This is a genomic window from Christensenella minuta (assembly GCF_003628755.1).
Classification (GTDB): Bacteria; Bacillota; Clostridia; order Christensenellales; family Christensenellaceae; genus Christensenella; species Christensenella minuta.
On the sequence record NZ_CP029256.1, the window covers coordinates 2,876,104 to 2,891,779 of the forward strand.

Annotated in this window: 15 protein-coding genes and 3 pseudogenes; 16 read left to right on the forward strand and 2 right to left on the reverse strand. The window is 47.7% G+C overall.

Annotation, left to right across the window (positions count from 1 at the left end):
* Positions 1–64 precede the first annotated feature (64 nt).
* The 12 genes and pseudogenes from B1H56_RS13880 (at position 65) to B1H56_RS13930 (ending at position 10,662) form a co-directional block, all read left to right on the forward strand.
* Complete coding sequence (locus B1H56_RS13880; RefSeq protein WP_066522863.1) at positions 65–766, forward strand: transaldolase family protein; 702 nt, start codon at positions 65–67, stop codon at positions 764–766.
* A complete protein-coding gene (locus tag B1H56_RS13885) occupies positions 760–1,287 on the forward strand; it encodes a VOC family protein (RefSeq protein WP_066522864.1) in 528 nt (175 codons plus the stop codon). The genes B1H56_RS13880 and B1H56_RS13885 overlap by 7 nt, the downstream gene beginning before the upstream one ends.
* Before the next feature lie 156 nt (positions 1,288–1,443).
* Positions 1,444–2,880 (forward strand): aldehyde dehydrogenase family protein, encoded by a 1,437-nt coding sequence (locus B1H56_RS13890; RefSeq protein ID WP_066522865.1) that lies wholly within the window; start codon positions 1,444–1,446, stop codon positions 2,878–2,880.
* A 266-nt stretch (positions 2,881–3,146) separates the two neighbouring features.
* Positions 3,147–4,289, forward strand: coding sequence for an acyl-CoA dehydrogenase (locus B1H56_RS13895; protein ID WP_066522893.1), 1,143 nt, complete (start codon positions 3,147–3,149; stop codon positions 4,287–4,289).
* Positions 4,290–4,304: 15 nt separating this feature from the next.
* Positions 4,305–5,096, forward strand: a complete 792-nt coding sequence (locus tag B1H56_RS13900; protein WP_066522866.1) for an electron transfer flavoprotein subunit beta/FixA family protein — start codon at positions 4,305–4,307, stop codon at positions 5,094–5,096.
* 10 nt (positions 5,097–5,106) lie between these two features.
* Positions 5,107–6,093, forward strand: a pseudogene (locus tag B1H56_RS15210) (electron transfer flavoprotein subunit alpha/FixB family protein); the annotation flags it as partial.
* An 84-nt stretch (positions 6,094–6,177) separates the two neighbouring features.
* Positions 6,178–6,933, forward strand: a pseudogene (locus B1H56_RS15215) (enoyl-CoA hydratase-related protein); the annotation flags it as partial.
* Between the two features lie 26 nt (positions 6,934–6,959).
* On the forward strand, positions 6,960–7,505 hold the full coding sequence (locus B1H56_RS13910) for a nitroreductase family protein (RefSeq protein ID WP_066522869.1): 546 nt from the start codon (positions 6,960–6,962) through the stop codon (positions 7,503–7,505).
* A gap of 115 nt (positions 7,506–7,620) precedes the next feature.
* Positions 7,621–8,463: a transketolase gene (locus B1H56_RS13915; RefSeq protein WP_066522870.1), complete on the forward strand. Its 843-nt coding sequence runs from the start codon at positions 7,621–7,623 to the stop codon at positions 8,461–8,463.
* 10 nt (positions 8,464–8,473) lie between these two features.
* On the forward strand, positions 8,474–9,439 hold the full coding sequence (locus B1H56_RS13920) for a transketolase family protein (RefSeq protein ID WP_066522872.1): 966 nt from the start codon (positions 8,474–8,476) through the stop codon (positions 9,437–9,439).
* Positions 9,440–9,821: 382 nt separating this feature from the next.
* A pseudogene (locus tag B1H56_RS13925) lies at positions 9,822–9,908 on the forward strand (IS200/IS605 family transposase); the annotation flags it as partial.
* Positions 9,909–10,077: 169 nt separating this feature from the next.
* Positions 10,078–10,662 (forward strand): HD domain-containing protein, encoded by a 585-nt coding sequence (locus B1H56_RS13930; RefSeq protein WP_066523094.1) that lies wholly within the window; start codon positions 10,078–10,080, stop codon positions 10,660–10,662.
* A 65-nt stretch (positions 10,663–10,727) separates the two neighbouring features.
* Here B1H56_RS13930 and B1H56_RS15035 read toward each other — a convergent pair whose 3' ends face one another.
* Positions 10,728–11,510 (reverse strand): prepilin-type N-terminal cleavage/methylation domain-containing protein, encoded by a 783-nt coding sequence (locus B1H56_RS15035; RefSeq protein WP_066523092.1) that lies wholly within the window; start codon positions 11,508–11,510, stop codon positions 10,728–10,730.
* Positions 11,511–11,879: 369 nt separating this feature from the next.
* Between B1H56_RS15035 and B1H56_RS15220 the strand changes: the two genes are divergently transcribed.
* Positions 11,880–12,137 carry a tyrosine-type recombinase/integrase gene (locus B1H56_RS15220; RefSeq protein ID WP_082904729.1) on the forward strand — a complete coding sequence of 86 codons (258 nt, stop codon included), beginning with the start codon at positions 11,880–11,882 and terminating at the stop codon, positions 12,135–12,137.
* 228 nt (positions 12,138–12,365) lie between these two features.
* On the opposite strand, the gene B1H56_RS13945 is transcribed toward B1H56_RS15220, so the two are convergent.
* A complete protein-coding gene (locus tag B1H56_RS13945; protein WP_066523090.1) occupies positions 12,366–12,704 on the reverse strand; it encodes a helix-turn-helix domain-containing protein in 339 nt (112 codons plus the stop codon).
* A 140-nt stretch (positions 12,705–12,844) separates the two neighbouring features.
* On the opposite strand from B1H56_RS13945, the gene B1H56_RS13950 reads away from it, so the two are divergent.
* The 3 genes from B1H56_RS13950 to B1H56_RS13960 all read left to right on the forward strand — a co-directional run bounded on the left by B1H56_RS13950 (position 12,845) and on the right by B1H56_RS13960 (position 15,417).
* Complete coding sequence (locus B1H56_RS13950; RefSeq protein WP_147554729.1) at positions 12,845–14,179, forward strand: hypothetical protein; 1,335 nt, start codon at positions 12,845–12,847, stop codon at positions 14,177–14,179.
* Between the two features lie 369 nt (positions 14,180–14,548).
* Complete coding sequence (locus tag B1H56_RS13955) at positions 14,549–15,064, forward strand: site-specific integrase (protein WP_066523087.1); 516 nt, start codon at positions 14,549–14,551, stop codon at positions 15,062–15,064.
* Positions 15,065–15,228: 164 nt separating this feature from the next.
* Complete coding sequence (locus tag B1H56_RS13960; RefSeq protein ID WP_066523086.1) at positions 15,229–15,417, forward strand: hypothetical protein; 189 nt, start codon at positions 15,229–15,231, stop codon at positions 15,415–15,417.
* Positions 15,418–15,676 lie beyond the last annotated feature (259 nt).

A 15,676-nucleotide genomic window follows, 5' to 3' on the forward strand; every position in this document is an offset into this window, starting at 1 on the left:
TGAACCAAAAACAAATAATAATATATGTTCTGTGATTGCTATACAGAGGAAAAGAGAGGGTATTATGAAAGAATTAATGTTGAACTGCGAAAATTCTGAGCTGCTGAAAAAATATATGGATATTTATCCGATCGACGGGATAACGGTGAATCCTAAAATGGTCTCGCGGCTGAAGAATCTTGATTTTTTTGATGTAGTCAGAACATTACGGAAAACGGCGGGATCCAAAAAACTCTACGTACAGGTGACGTCGCCTATTTATGAGGAAATTCTGGAAGAGGCGGACCTGATTCGGAAAGCGGGCGGTGAAGAAACATATGTTAAAATACCCGCAAATGAGATCGGGATTAAGGCTATCAAAACACTGAGCGCACGCGGCTATAGGACGACGGCGACAGTAGTATATTCGGCCGGACAGGGCATCTTAGCCTTGAAAGCAGGCGCCAGCTATGTAGCGCCGTTTTACGGTCCGATGCTGAAAGCCGGGATAGATGCGGAAACGGAAGTGCGCAGAATGGCCGTCTATAGAGCTGCCAGCGGATGCGAGGGCAAGATTCTTACTGCTGCCTGCAGGACGTTTGAACAATTTGGCAGAGCAATAGCAGCGGGGTCGGATGCGTTGACCGTAGACCCCGGATTTTTGACGCAGGAAATGAACGTGAAGCCCTCTATAGATATTTTGAATGATTTTATCTGTTCCTGGGAAGAAACTTACGGTGCGGGTAAAAAAATTATTGATATGAAAAGTGAGGTGGGATCATGCTGACTAATACGGAACTTACAGAACTGAATAAGCAGAGGAAAATACATCAAATCGCCTTTCTTGTATACGATGCGGAAGAGACTATGCAAAAATGGGTCGATCTGTTGGATATCGGCCCGTGGCTGGTACTTGTTATGAGCGACGAGACCTGTACGGATGTCATAGAAAACGGACAGGCATCGGATAGAAAATTCAAATTTATTTGCGCCGCCACTATGGTAGGGGAAACGCAGATCGAGCTGATTCAGCCCTGCTATGGGGTAGAAGTTTACGAAAATTGGATGAAAAAGCACGGCGAAGGCCTGCATCATATTAAGGAATATATCCCAAATGAAAAGTTGGATGCAGCGGTAAAGAATTATGAAGAGAAGGGAATGCCGCTAATTCGAGGAGGGCATTATCTGGAAGATATCCATTTATATATTGACTCCATGGATAAGCTGGGTTTTCAGCTCGAGATAGGAAACTGTGCAGATATATCCCTGACGGAAGATATGTATTATATCTTTCCGCGGGAGCGATAGGGGTGCATACCGACAAATATGGAAGGTATCAGGCTTATTGCGGTAATCCGAAAAAGCGAGAGATTGCTGCTTTGGTTCCTATAGAACCGTAAAAACGGAAGAAAGCTGCGTAACGTCCGGATAAGCAGAGCAAATGATTGAAAAGGAGAATAAGAAATGAAAATGATTATTGGCGGCCGGAAGGTCGATGCAAGCGACGGCAAAATCCTACCGGTACAAAACCCTGCCAATGGTGAACAACTGGACAGCGTACCCAGTGCAACGGAAAAAGATATCTTAGGGGCAATCAAAAACGCCCGTAACGGAAAAAGAAAATGGGCGGAAACGCCTGTGTATGAACGCGCGGATATCTTTATGCGCTTTGCGGAATCCATGCGGAAAAACAAGAAAGAGCTGGCCGAACTGCTGACAAAAGAAACAGGAAAGACACTGGAGTTTGCACTTTCGGAAATTGATACAGTTCAAAGGATATTTATCGGATATGCGGAAAAGATGAAGCATGAATATGGAAAGGTGCTTCCGGAATCGGCTCAGCCAGGAGTGGAAAATGATATAGCGATTGTCAGACGCGAGCCCCTTGGGGTAGTTATCTGCATTACACCTTACAATTTTCCCCTGGAGCTGATGGCGCAGAAAGTTGCACCTGCGCTGATGGCAGGCAATGTCGTCATAGTCAAACCCGCTTCCGATACGCCGCTTACCACCATAAAAACCATTGAACTATTGCTCGAAGCGGGCGTTTATCCGGAGGCCGCTCAAGTAGTAACCGGACGCGGATCAACCATTGGAAAGCTGTTTTCGGAGAGCATGGACGTGAACGTCATAAGCCTTACTGGCAGCACGGATGTTGGCGTTGAAATAGCGAGAAAAGCGTCGGAAACGCTAAAGCGGGTGTTCCTTGAGCTTGGCGGGAACGATGCCATGGTGGTGCTGGAGGACGCTGATATTGATGCCGCTGTGGAAGCTGCGGCTTACGGCCGGATTTCAATCTCGGGGCAAATATGCTGTGGGACAAAGAGGATGGTCGTTCACAAAAGCGTGGAGCAGCTATTTATAGATAAATTAGTTGCGCGTTTAAAAAAGGTGAAAATGGGGGATCCGCTGAATCCGCAGATCGATATGGGACCGTTGGTCAGCGAAAGCGCGGCAAAAGAAGTAGAACAGCAGGTCAACACTATGGTAGAGCAGGGAGCGCAATGCGTATTGGGCGGCGTACGCAAGGGTGCGTATTATGAACCCACGATCCTGACCAATGTTACCAAGAATATGAGCATAGCAAAGGATATGGAAGTGTTTGGACCGGTTTTTCCGGTTATAGCATTCGATACGGAGGCGGAAGCGGCAGAAATTGTCAACCAGTCTAAGTACGGGCTGATGAGTGCAGTCATGACAAAAGATATCTCCCGGGGATTGAAACTGGCGAAACAGATCGAAGCCGGCGGTGTCGTAATCAATGGGTCTACTCTTTACAGGACTGCGGATCAGCCATTCGGTGGATATAAAATGAGTGGAATCGGAAGAGAAGGCATCTCTTATACGCTGGAAGAAATGTCTCAGGAAAAGACAATCGTTTTAAAAGACGTCCTCAAGTGAGCGTGCCGCCGCAGACTGGAAAAATTCCTATTAATCTTACATGAGATGGACGGAAGGGGTAGGAACGTGTACATTGGCAGTCTTGTCCTGCACACAATCGAAACATGGGGTTGAGAATAGACTCGTGAGCCGTGCTTTGGAAAGCGCAGAGTCCTGTGATCCGGCAAATTTGCAAAGAACAAGCCTTTGCCAACGGCATGGGCAAAGGAATAAATTGGACGCCGGAGCGAAAGATGAAAACAAAAATTTTTAGTGAGGAAAAGCATATGGATTTTACACTCAGTAAGTCACAGCAGCTCATGCGCGAGCTGTTTAAGCGCTTTGCGGAAGAAGAAATAGCGCCGATCGCGCGGGAAATGGATGAGACGGAAGAATATTCACAGGAGCTGCTCGAAAAGATGCAGGGCATCGGGTTGTTCGGGATACCGTTTTCGGAAAAGTACGGCGGCGGAGGAGCGGATACGATGGCATACGTTTTATGTATGGAGGAGGTCAGCAAAGCGGACGCGTCAACCGGAGTAACGATTTCGGTGCACACTTCCTTATGCTGTTCCTGTATCAATGATTACGGGACTGAGGAACAAAAGGAAAAATTTCTGCGCCCATTGATAGACGGCCGAAAAATCGGCTGCTTTTCCCTGACAGAACCCAATGCGGGCAGCGATGCGGGCGGGCAGCAGACAAGCGCCGTGCTGGAGGGCGATGAATATGTTATAAACGGATCCAAGGTTTTCACGACAAACTCGGGCTTTGCGGATACGTTCATCGTATTTGCGGTTACGGACAAAGCTGAGGGAACGGACGGAATCTCTGCATTTATCGTAAACCGGAATACGCCTGGGCTTTTTGTAAGCGCAAATATTCCGCGAATGGGCATACGAGCCGCTTCAAATTGCGTCGTGACCTTTGAGAATATGAGAGTTCCTGCGGCGAATCGGTTAAAGCAGGAGGGAATGGGCTATGAAATAGCAATGCATGCCCTTGATGGCGGAAGAATAGGCATCGGCGCACAAGCAGTTGGAATTGCGCAGGGCGCGCTCAATGAAGCGATGAAGTATGTGAAGGAACGGAAACAATTTGGACGGCCGGTAAGCGCTTTTCAGAATACCCGTTTTCAGCTTGCAGAGATGCAGACGAAAATTGATGCCGCAAGGCTGATGGTATGGCGTGCCGCGTCAATGAAGGACAAAAAAGAGGATTACGCATCCGCTGCGGCGATGTGCAAGCTGTTCGCTTCTGATGTGGCGAACATAGTGACGCGGGAATGCGTGCAGCTTTTCGGCGGGTATGGATATTCGCGTGAATATCCGGTGGAACGCATGATGCGCGACGCTAAGATTACAGAGATATATGAAGGCACCAGTGAAGTCATGAAAATGGTTATCTACGGCACCATGAAGCCAAGATAAGGAGGACGGAATTATATGAAAATAATAGTTTGCATCAAACAAGTGCCAGATACCAATGAAGTTGAGATAGATCCGCAGACCAATACGCTGATTAGGACCGGTATTCCCGTAATTATAAATCCTGACGACAAAAGCGCGGTCGAAGCGGCGCTCGAACTCCGGGAAAAGATTGCCGGAAGCACGGTAACAGTAGTTTGCATGGGACCACCGCAGGCTGAAATGGCCCTGCGGGAAGCGCTCAGCATGGGGTGCGACGAAGCGGTGCTGGTAAGCGGAAGAAAATTTGGAGGATCGGACACGCTTGCAACCTCTACAATCCTTTCGGCAACGCTTAAAAAAATAGGGTATGACCTCATTCTAACAGGAAGACAGGCTATCGACGGTGATACTGCGCAAGTAGGACCGCAGATAGCCGAACATCTTGGCATACCTCAAGTAAGCTATGTTGAAGAGATCACGCCTGAAAAAGATTCCATAATCGTAATGCGCCAATATGAGGACCGATATCATAAGATACGCGTTAAACTGCCCTGCCTGCTTACTGCGATACAAGATTTGGCGAGACCGCGATATATGACGGTAAAAGGCGTGTCCAGTGCAGAAACCAGGGAAATCAGGAGGATGGATTATGATGATCTTTCGGACATTCTCGATGCGGCGGCGGTAGGGCTCAAGGGCTCTCCGACACAGGTGGTGAGAACTTATACAAAAGAACCAAAGGCGCAGGGAGCCATATTAAAAGGGCTTACACCCGATGAGGCCGTGGACGCAATCATGGCGCGGCTGCACGAAGAACACTTGATATAGGGGGCGAAAGATGAGTAAAGACATATTTGTGTTTGCGGAACAACGCGACGGTAAATTACAAAATGTAAGTTATGAATTGATAGGAGAAGCTGCCTCCCTCGCGCAGGACTTGGGTCAAAAGGTCGTTGCGGTCCTGTTGGGAGATAAAGTAAAGCAATATGGCGACGAATTGATTAAGTTTGGCGCCGACGAGGTTATTGTAGTCGAGGCACCTATACTCAAGGAATATATGACGGAACCGTATGCGAAAGCCCTTACGGCGGTGATCAGAGACAGAAATCCTGAGATATTTCTAATCGGCGCAACGTCGATCGGACGTGATCTCGCACCCCGTATATCTGCCCGTATCAAAACGGGGTTGACAGCCGATTGCACAGCGCTTTGTATTGATCCCGACACAAAGCTGTTGATGATGACGCGCCCGGCGTTCGGGGGAAACCTTATGGCGATAATACGCTGCAAAGATCATCGCCCCCAGATGGCGACAGTGCGCCCAGGCGTGATGCAGCCTATGGAAAAGGACCTTTCCCGAACGGGAAAGGTGGAACGGTTTCAGGTCAAATTTGATGACAGGGATATCAACATCGAAATTTTAGAAATTGTAAAAAAGACGAAAACCGCGGCCGACATAACCGCGGCAAAATGCCTGGTAAGCGGCGGACGCGGAATTGGAAATAAGGAATATTTTGGCGAGCTCAGGGAGCTTGCGGAACTTCTGGATGGGGAAATATCTTCCTCTAGGGCGGCGGTGGATGCCGGCTGGATGGATAAAGAGCGGCAGGTTGGACAGACGGGAAAGACTGTCCGCCCGGAGCTTTATCTGGCATGTGGGATTTCGGGAGCAATACAGCATGTCGCCGGAATGGAAAATTCCAATACCGTGATCGCAATTAACAAAAGCGAGACCGCTCCAATATTCGGCGTTTCTGATCTTGGGATTGTGGGAGATCTCCGCGCTATAATCCCCAGGCTGAAGGAAGCTGTGAAAAAAGCGAAAAACGAAGGAATGAGTTATACGGCTCCCGCTGCAGAGCAGCATATAGGCCTCGAAAATATTTTATATAATGTACAAAAAGAAATTGCCTATCTGACAATAAACCGTCCGCGGCAGTTAAATGCACTCAATCAGAAAACGTTGCGAGAGATCGGGTCAGTTGCCGATAAATTGAAGGAAGACAAATTAGTGAAGGTGCTTATTATCCGCGGTGCGGGAGGCAGGGCGTTTGTTGCGGGCGCAGATATTTCAGAAATGCAGGAAATGACAGAAGAGGAAGGGCGGGAAATATCTCGCTTGGCGCAAAGTGTTTTTACAAAAATAAAGGAGCTTCCACAGATTGTTATCGCAGCGATCAACGGCTTCGCGCTTGGCGGTGGAAACGAACTGGCGATGGCTTGCGACATCCGCATCGCAAGCTCGCGCTCAAAATTCGGTCAGCCCGAAGTGGGTCTCGGCTTAATTCCGGGCTTTACAGGCACACAGCGGCTGTCGCGCCTGTGCGGCAGTGGTGCGGCCAAACAGATGATATTTACTGCAGACAAATGGAGCGCAGAAGAAGCTTTAAGGGTTGGGCTTGTTGACGTAGTGGTTCCGCCCGAGGGCTTGATGCGTACCGCGCGCGATCTTGCGCTAAAAATAATGTCTAAAAGCATGAACGCTATAAAGCTTGCAAAGAAAGCGATAAATGAAGGCCTTCGGCTTGAGTTCAGACAGGGATTGTTAGTTGAAAATGAGTGCTGGGCAAAATGTTTCGCGGCGGATGGAGATGGTCATGAGGGGATGACGGCATTTACGGAGAAACGCCCGGCCAATTTCGATCACCCACCGAGGAGGGCATGATGAACATATTGAGAGGAGAATAATCTATGGAATATGTAAAATGCGTTATAGAGCGACGCAGCATTCGCAAATTCAAATCGAAACCCATCAGCGAAAATATACTTGAGAATATTATTAAAGTAGCGTCTTATGCTCCCAGCTGGAAGAATTCCCAGACGACACGTTATATCACCGTTTCAGACCAAAAACTGAAAAAGGAGATTGCGGAGAATTATGTGCTTGGCTTTGAATATAATAGAAAGACTATATTGAATGCTCCGATGCTGGTAATTATTACTACAATTTCACCACGCTCGGGCTTCGAGAGAGACGGCTCACCTTCCACGAGCAAAAAAACCCATTGGGAGAGCTTCGATGCGGGAATTGCAACCCAGACGTTTTGCCTCGCTGCGTATGATGCGGGGCTGGGCACGGTAATTATGGGAATATTTGATGAGGATAAAGTAATCAAGGCTGTAGGAGTGCCCGAAGGACAGAAGGTCTCTGCAATGGTTGCGCTCGGATATGCGGACGAAGAGCCAGCGATGCCCAAACGCAAAAGTGTAGGCGAATTGCTTATCCTCAGGAAATGAAGTAAACGGCCGGAGATATCTCCTTATGGATATCTGTACTTTTTCTTTGTACCTATCCGGCTATAAGTCTGCCATTCGACAGGGAAATGAAGCAGAAGGCGATAGGAGAGTAATTATGGAAAATGAGGTAATAAGGGAAACGGAAAAATTTGCGGTAGAAATCCGCATGCAGATAATCCGCCAACTGTCAAAGCTGGGCTTTGGGCACGCGGGCGGCTGCCTTTCTGTGGCGGATGTGATCGCTTCCCTTTACGGGGGAATCATGGATGTGGACCCTAAGGATCCGCAGAAAAAGGAGCGGGACAGGCTGGTGGTCTCCAAGGGGCATGCGGGCCCGGCGCTTTACGCAGCGCTGGCCCTTAAGGGCTTTTTTCCGATGGAATGGCTGGATACGCTCAACCGGGGCGGGACGCGCCTCCCGAGCCACTGCGATGGGAATAAGACGCCGGGGATCGACTGCACGACAGGGTCGCTCGGCCAGGGCCTATCCCTTGCGGCGGGTATGGCGTACGGGCTTAAGCTCGACAGCCTGTCAAATACGGTCTATGCAATCCTGGGGGACGGGGAATGCCAGGAAGGGCAAATTTGGGAGGCTGCGCTTGCCGCGCCGAAATTCGGGCTCGATAACCTTATCTGCTTTGTGGATTACAATAAGATTCAGCTGGACGGCGCGGTAGAGGAGGTCATGCCGCTCGAAAGCCTGTTCATGAAGTTCCGTTCCTTCGGCTGGCATACGCAGCAGGTGAACGGGAACGATCCGGCGTCGATTTTTGCGGCGGTGGAGCTTGCAAAGAAGGAAGCGGGCCGCCCGAGCGCGATATTGCTCGACACCGTAAAGGGATATGGATGCAGCGAAATCGCGGCGCTCGGCTGCCTGAGCCACCATATGGATATGCCGGAAGACCTTGCGCGGCGCTGCATGGCGGAGCTCGAGGAGCAAATGAAACAATATGAATAGGAGAAGCGGTATGAAAATTGAATTTGCATTTCATAACGAGACGGAAGCCGCGCCGCTGAGCTCGGCCTATACGGATACCGTTGCGGAATTGATGGAGAGCGACGGGGATGTGGTGTCTCTTGACGCGGACCTGATGAAGGCGATCAAGATCGACCGGATACAGGAACGGTTCCCGGGGCGGGTGCTTAACGTGGGCATCCAGGAGGGGAATATGATCGGGATGGCGGCGGGCATGGCGCGCGTGGGGAAAAAGGTATATGCGCATACGTTTGCGCCGTTCATTACACGGCGGGTCTTTGACCAGATTTTCATTTCTTCGGCTTACGGAAGAAATCCGATCCGCCTTTATGGGAGCGATCCGGGAATCTGCGCGAAATTTAACGGCGGAACGCATACTGCGTTTGAAGATATCGCCATGATGCGGACGATCCCGGACATCTGCCTGTTTGAAGTCACGGACAGCGCGATGTTCAAAAACCTGATGCGCGCCACCAGGGACGAAAACAGGATCATCTATTTCCGCGCTGACCGCGCGCCGGCCGTGAAGGTGTATGGTGATTCCAGCGAATTCGAGCCGGGGAAGGGCGTTGTATTGAAGGATGGCGGCGACGTGACGGTCATTGCCTGCGGGATCATGGTAAGCGAGGCGCTCGTTGCGGCGGAAAAGCTGGAGAAGGAAGGGATTTCCGCGGCGGTGATCGATATGTTCACCATCAAACCGATCGACCGGGAGCTGATTGTGGAGTACGCTCAAAAAACAGGAGCGGTCGTAACGGCGGAAAACCATAATATAAACGGCGGCCTTGGGGACGCGGTGGCGTCCGTGCTTGCGGAAGAGGAGCCTGCCGTAATGCGCAAGCTGGCCGTGCGCGACGAATTCAGCGAGGTCGGCCCGATGGATTACCTGCGGGAACGCTTCCGTCTGAACGCGGCGGGCGTCATTGCGGCTGTGAAAGATGTGCTGGAGCACAAATAGAAGGATGAGAAGCGCAATTGGGATCGATATTGGCGGCACCAACTTCCGGATCGGATGGGTGCGCGAAGACGGCGCCGTGCTTTGTTCGGACAAGAAGCCGAGCAAGGCTCTGGGCGAATTGTGATTTTTGCCCTAATGTAAAGAGTCGGTTTGAGCTGCATTAAAAATAGATAATTCAAAAAAGAGTCTCAATGGAAGGAGTATACTAAACTGGGCACAAAGATAATAGAAGGCGGCCCGGGCGGCTGCCTTTTTTTAAGAGAAAACCCCGCGCTATGCGTGGGGTTCCGTAAAGCTTATAGCTATGGTAAGAGAAACCCTCCGTTTGTTAAAATAAACTTGCGGCCTGACAACTGCAAGGAAACAAACAGAGGGTTTCAAAATGAATGATACAAAAAGCTTAGCACATACAAAATAGAACTGCAAATATCATATCGTATTTGCACCAAAGTATAGAAAAAAGTGTTTTCAAGTAACAAATATGCAAATGTCAGGCCCGACATGCGCCTGTTTAGGCACGGCTGGCATGCGAGGGCTTTGCCCGCATATGAGATACCCCCGGCATAGCCGGGGGATTTTTATTGCGTTTTGTATAGGGGATGTCATATAATTAAAGAAAAAACGGGAAGGCGGTCGCTATGGGGGCGCAGGAACAGATCAACGAATTGAAAAATGAATTCAGGGAGCTCTTGTTATCCACCCGGCGGGAGGGGATAGCGGACCTGCTCGCATGGCTGGAGGAGACGGATTTTTATTCCGCGCCTGCCAGCACATCCAAACACGGCGCGTACGAAGGCGGGCTTTTGAACCACAGCATGAACGTATATAAGCTACTTGCGAATTTCAATAAAAATATTAAATGTGACCGTGAGGATTCCCTGGTTATCGCCAGCCTTTTGCACGATGTATGCAAGACAAATATGTATGTAAAAGGGATCAAGAACGTCAAAACGCCGGGGAAACGCGAGTGGACGGAAAAAGAGGTCTATATGATCGAGGACGAGCTTCCCATCGGCCACGGAGAAAAATCTGTCTACCTGCTGATGAAGCATATTGACCTCACCGAGGAAGAGGCGATTGCGATCCGCTGGCATATGAGCGGCTACGATGACGCCGCCCGCAGTTATATTGGCGGCATTACACAATCGAAGGCCTTTGAAAAATATCCGCTTGCGCCTGCCTTGGCGATCGCAGATATGTATGCCACGTACTTTGCAGACTGAACCGGACGAAATTTTAAGACAGGCGCTTCCCGCTGCGGGAAGCGCCTGTCTCTTCTGTATAAGACTTATGATAACGGCTGCCAGCCGTTTTCATCCATCTCCTGCTTGATATCTTCCCAAGACTTGTTCATAACGCGGATCACGCTGCCGTTGTTTCCATGATACCACTTTCCGTTTTCCGGATTGAAAATCAGGTTGGCGCGCCAAAGATCGGAGGTGCTCGAGCCGTCGTTGGTATTGGCGTAAACCGTCACGTTTTTGGATGGGTTCCTGCCGCCGGCGCCGTTTGCGTCGATATACGGCTGAATGTAATAATTGCCGCTGATTCCATTTTGTTCCAGCATGGAAGAAGGGAACGCGGGCCATTTCCCGTCGTAAACGCTGCCTATCAGGTAGGAACGCAAGGTGTCGTTGTTCAGGTATTTGACAGCATTCCCGGTAGCTGCGGCGATCTCGGCATTCGTCATGCCTGTGAACTGGTACATATTCAAATAGGCCTCGCTCGCGACGTCGAGCGAGCTGTTGGGATCCTTATGGTAAGTACACATAATAATTGCATTGTCGGCGATCGAATATCCAATATAAGAGCCTCCGGCGGGGCAGGCCGGCGCCGCGGTGAAATATTTGCCGTCTTTGTTGCCGATCACATCTTTGATCGTGAGGGTCTCGTCAAGCGCACGCTGCGTTTTATAGGCGCGTATGATTTGGTGGATATTATTGTCGCATACTGTCTTTTGCGACGTACTGATATATCCGATTGCATTTGGAATCAGGATTGCCGCGAGAATTGCAAGGATCGCAATCACGATAATCAGTTCAATTAGGGTAAAGCCGCGTTTTTTCCTCATAAAAATAATACCGGTTCATTCCAATATGTAATAAGCTTATTATAGACTTTTTCCTGAAAGCTTTCAACAGGATTCAAAAAAACGCAAACATGTAGTACCTAACCCTATAAGAGATGAATAGAAATAATGAGACAATTTTCCATAGGGAAAGAAGGCTTATATATTCGTGAGCCAAGCGTATAGTTGTGGGGGCCGCTCCGGCAGTCTCCCAATATACAAAAATTGTGGGGAAAAGCAATGGCAAGTGCCAGAAAAAGAGGAAACGGCTACGAGATCAAAGTGTACTGTGGCCTGCGTCCTGACGCATTGGGACGAATTGACAAATAAAGAACGTGCCTATCTGAACGAGGAACAGACTAGACTAGAGAGTTGGTCTGTCTGCTTGAAAGAGTTCCCGTTATATATAAGACGATAACCATATTGTTAATCCATACAGGTATGAGGCGTGGTGAGCTGATGGGATTGGAATGGAAAGACATAGATTTTGAAGCAAATACTATGAGGATTGTCCGCACATCACAGATTGCAAATGGAATCATCACAAAAGAACCAAAAACAAAATCCAGTATTCGGACGCTGACCTTTGGAAATACAGTCCACAAACTTTTAATGGAATACCGGTTATAGCAGAACAACTATATTTTCGATGGTAATGACATCAAACGATTACGAAAATGATTGGAAATCTACGATTGATGGAACAGAAGGCAAAATTTCAAATGGAAACTTTTGAAACAGCGATAATATTATGAAGCTCATATATGTTAAAAAGTCGTTTGCCGAACAGGTGGGCGAAAAAGTCTTGAAAAACTGTCTATGAGGCTGTAGCGTTGCTATGGACTGCAAAAAAGGTGATTACTTTGTAGAGTGTTTGAAAAGCAGGATTTCTTTTATGATTTTATGTACTGATTCCTGTTCGGATTTGTCCAAATCTAATAAAAGCTCAAAAACCTGCGCCGGAATTGTAGTTGTTGAATCTGTAGAAATATGTTCAAATAGTCTGCTAATGGGAATGTTAAGACCATCCGCAATTTTTTGTATGCTTTCTATAGAAGCGTTTTTCTGTCCCCGCTCCACCTGTCCGATATAGGTAGGGTGCAGTTTACAAAGGTCAGCCAGTTTTTCTTGACTGAATCCACATTCTTTACGATATTGTTTAATGCGTTTGCCGACAGCTATTGCTATATTACTCAAAGTATCACCTCAAAAACATACTATCGGCTTTCTTATTGTTCAACAACAGACTATTGACACTTATTCAATATTAAAATATACTATAAATATTAATTTTCAGTAAATAATACTAATAGTAGTCGAAATCACAAGGAGATTGCATGATGAAAAACAGATGCTTTGCGATTGTTGTTTTTATTATTATATGTATATTAATTACAACAGTATTTCCAGCTGTTACCTTCGCAGAGGAAGGAAAGGCAGACAGTTATTGGGGAAATATTCCGGGAGGCAGGACGTTTGCTTTTGCCGAAAGCAGATATTACAACGGCACGAATTATATAGAAGTATTTAATGTCGGTTTTTTTATGGGAGTTTCGGGAGAATATTACGCAAACGGAGACTGGACGGATCTGTCGAATGTGTATAAGAGAGAAGACTATTATAAGAGTGAAACGTTTATTGAATATACGGAAAACGCTTCACCGGGGCAACTACCCAGACCCGAGGGATATCCGACAAACGATGTGGGCGGCGATGCGGACGGAACCCTTCCCTCTTACAATGCAGGAACCTACACCTCGCTTTCTTGGGCGGGGTTCTCGATGTTCGGGCGCAAAGCAAAACTGAATTACAATACGGAGGCGGTAACGAACGCTTCGGGCGTTACCACTTATGTTGAGATATGGAAAGTCGAGCCGGAGCTTGCTCTGACTCTTGATCGGGAACAAATAGAACATGGAGCAGAATTTACCGCTTCCCTCACGATCAACAATCACTTTGATAATATGGAGGGTCTGCCCGCCGCAGAGGAAGTCGTATTCATACCTAAAAATGCCGTCCAGATTTCCGATACAGTAAAAGAAAATAATCAATATACTGCAAGCTTCCGCGCGGTCACGGATCCGAATGCATCGGAATTGGAGATAGAGGCTGGCGTTTCTCAGGATGCGGTAAATTATAAGCCCAAGACGCTTTCTCTGATACAGGCGCTGCCCACTCAAGACATCTGGTCTATCAACATAGAAAAAAGATGGGACGGCGTTCCCGAGAGCGAACGGAAGGAAGTTTCCATAGCAATTTCCTCGGGGAGCTTTTATATCAGCGGCCTCAAGCTGAATTCGGAAAATGATTGGAGTGAAACAATCGCCGATGTCGAGGCCACGGCTTTAGGAGAACATTTCAAGGTAACGGAGCAGGACGGCGAAAGATTTGCGCTTTCGCAGGAGATCACACTAGATGAGGCAAACAGAAAAATCAATATAATATTGACAAATCGGCCTGCGGTATCTCCCACGGAGCCGTCCCCAGAACCAACGGCACCCCCTACGGCTCCCGCGGGTTCCACAGATGATAACGGCAATAGCCCGGTCGATACAACACCCAAGACCGGAGACGATGCGATGAACAGTGCATTTCTCGCAGTTCTTGCAATAGCAGCAGGAGGCGTATGCACAGCAATGATACTCTACAAAAAACGCTGTCGCAAAACATGATCCTCAATCAACATGCCAAGGTCCCGCTTGCATGGAGAGTCGTGCGGCGGATAGCAGCGTGAAGCAGCCACCCCATTTGGCGGGAAACCAAAAATATAAATTTTCATCCAAATAAGGGGGTAAATGCAAGAAAAGCCCTGATTGACTATTGCACTAAAATAAGAGGAGACAACGATAAATAAGTATAAAAAATGGCGGAATGATTAAGGATATCATTCCGTCGTTTTTCATGTTATCTGTCGAGAACAACCCAGTCTCTAAATTATTCAGGCTAACTCCTGTCGAAAATTCTCTGCATGGAAAAGAGGTAACGCAGTCCGGTATGGAAAAAATTAAAAATTTGTTGGAGGACTACCCAACAAATCAACCATGAGGCGTGGTGAGCTGATGGGATTGGAATGGAAAGACATAGATTTTGAAGCAAATACTATGAGGATCGTTCGGACATCACAGATTGCAAATGGTATCATCACGAAAGAACCGAAAACGAAATCCAGTATTCGGACGCTGACCTTTGGAAATACAGTCCATCGGCTTTTGACAGAATACCGACTGTGGCAGAATAAGCGCCGTCTGAAGGCAGGTGCGGAGTGGCTTCAAACAGACAGACTGTTCACAACGAAAAACGGAGAGCCATTAAGTCCTGACAGCATATCCTGTTGGTTCAAACGGTTCATCAGGATTAGCGGATTGCCAATCGTAACATTACATTCCCTACGACACAGTAACGCTACGTTGATGATTGCGGAAGATGTAGACATTGCCACCGTTTCAAAACGATTAGGACATTCCAATACTGCTACAACGCTAAACATCTATACCCATGCCTTGAAATCGCGCGACAAGGTAGCCGCTGAAAAGCTGGACGACATTTTAGCATTATGAGAATAGGGGCAACTGGGGCAAGTATATACCACTTTAATATTGAAAAAGCAGAACGGTGTAATAGAGTGTGTAACATTTGCCCCTTTTGCCCCACATAATACAACAGATGATACATCTGCCTGAATTGTAGGTTGCTATGCTAAACTATATCGGAGGGAGTAAACATGATTGCAGTAAAAGAGAATGCGGAGTATCAGGTTGGGTTTGAAGTATCACAAGCAGTCGGGCAGCTTCAAGGGTTGAAAAACGAGATCGAAAATGGTGGTTCAATCAGTAAAGCGGACATAATTTCGAGACTGGATGATATTTTAAATAAGTTAAGCAAAATCCACAGCATGATGACTGAAAAGTAACTGAACGTGTTACAGGCTGTATAGCAGAAAAACCGTTTTGGGCGAAGCCCTTTCCGCAAAAACATTTCAAAACCGTCTATGAGGCTCATGGAGTCCCGTAGGCGGTTTCTTTTTGCAATTTTTCAAAGCAACAAACCTAACCCCCGTATTTTGCTGAAAATTAAACTAACTTAACTTTCCACTAAATAGGGGGGTTAAATGCTTAAATCTTGCTATTAAGAGGAAAGAGGGTTTTGTGAGGGAAAGCTAAGTTGTGGGA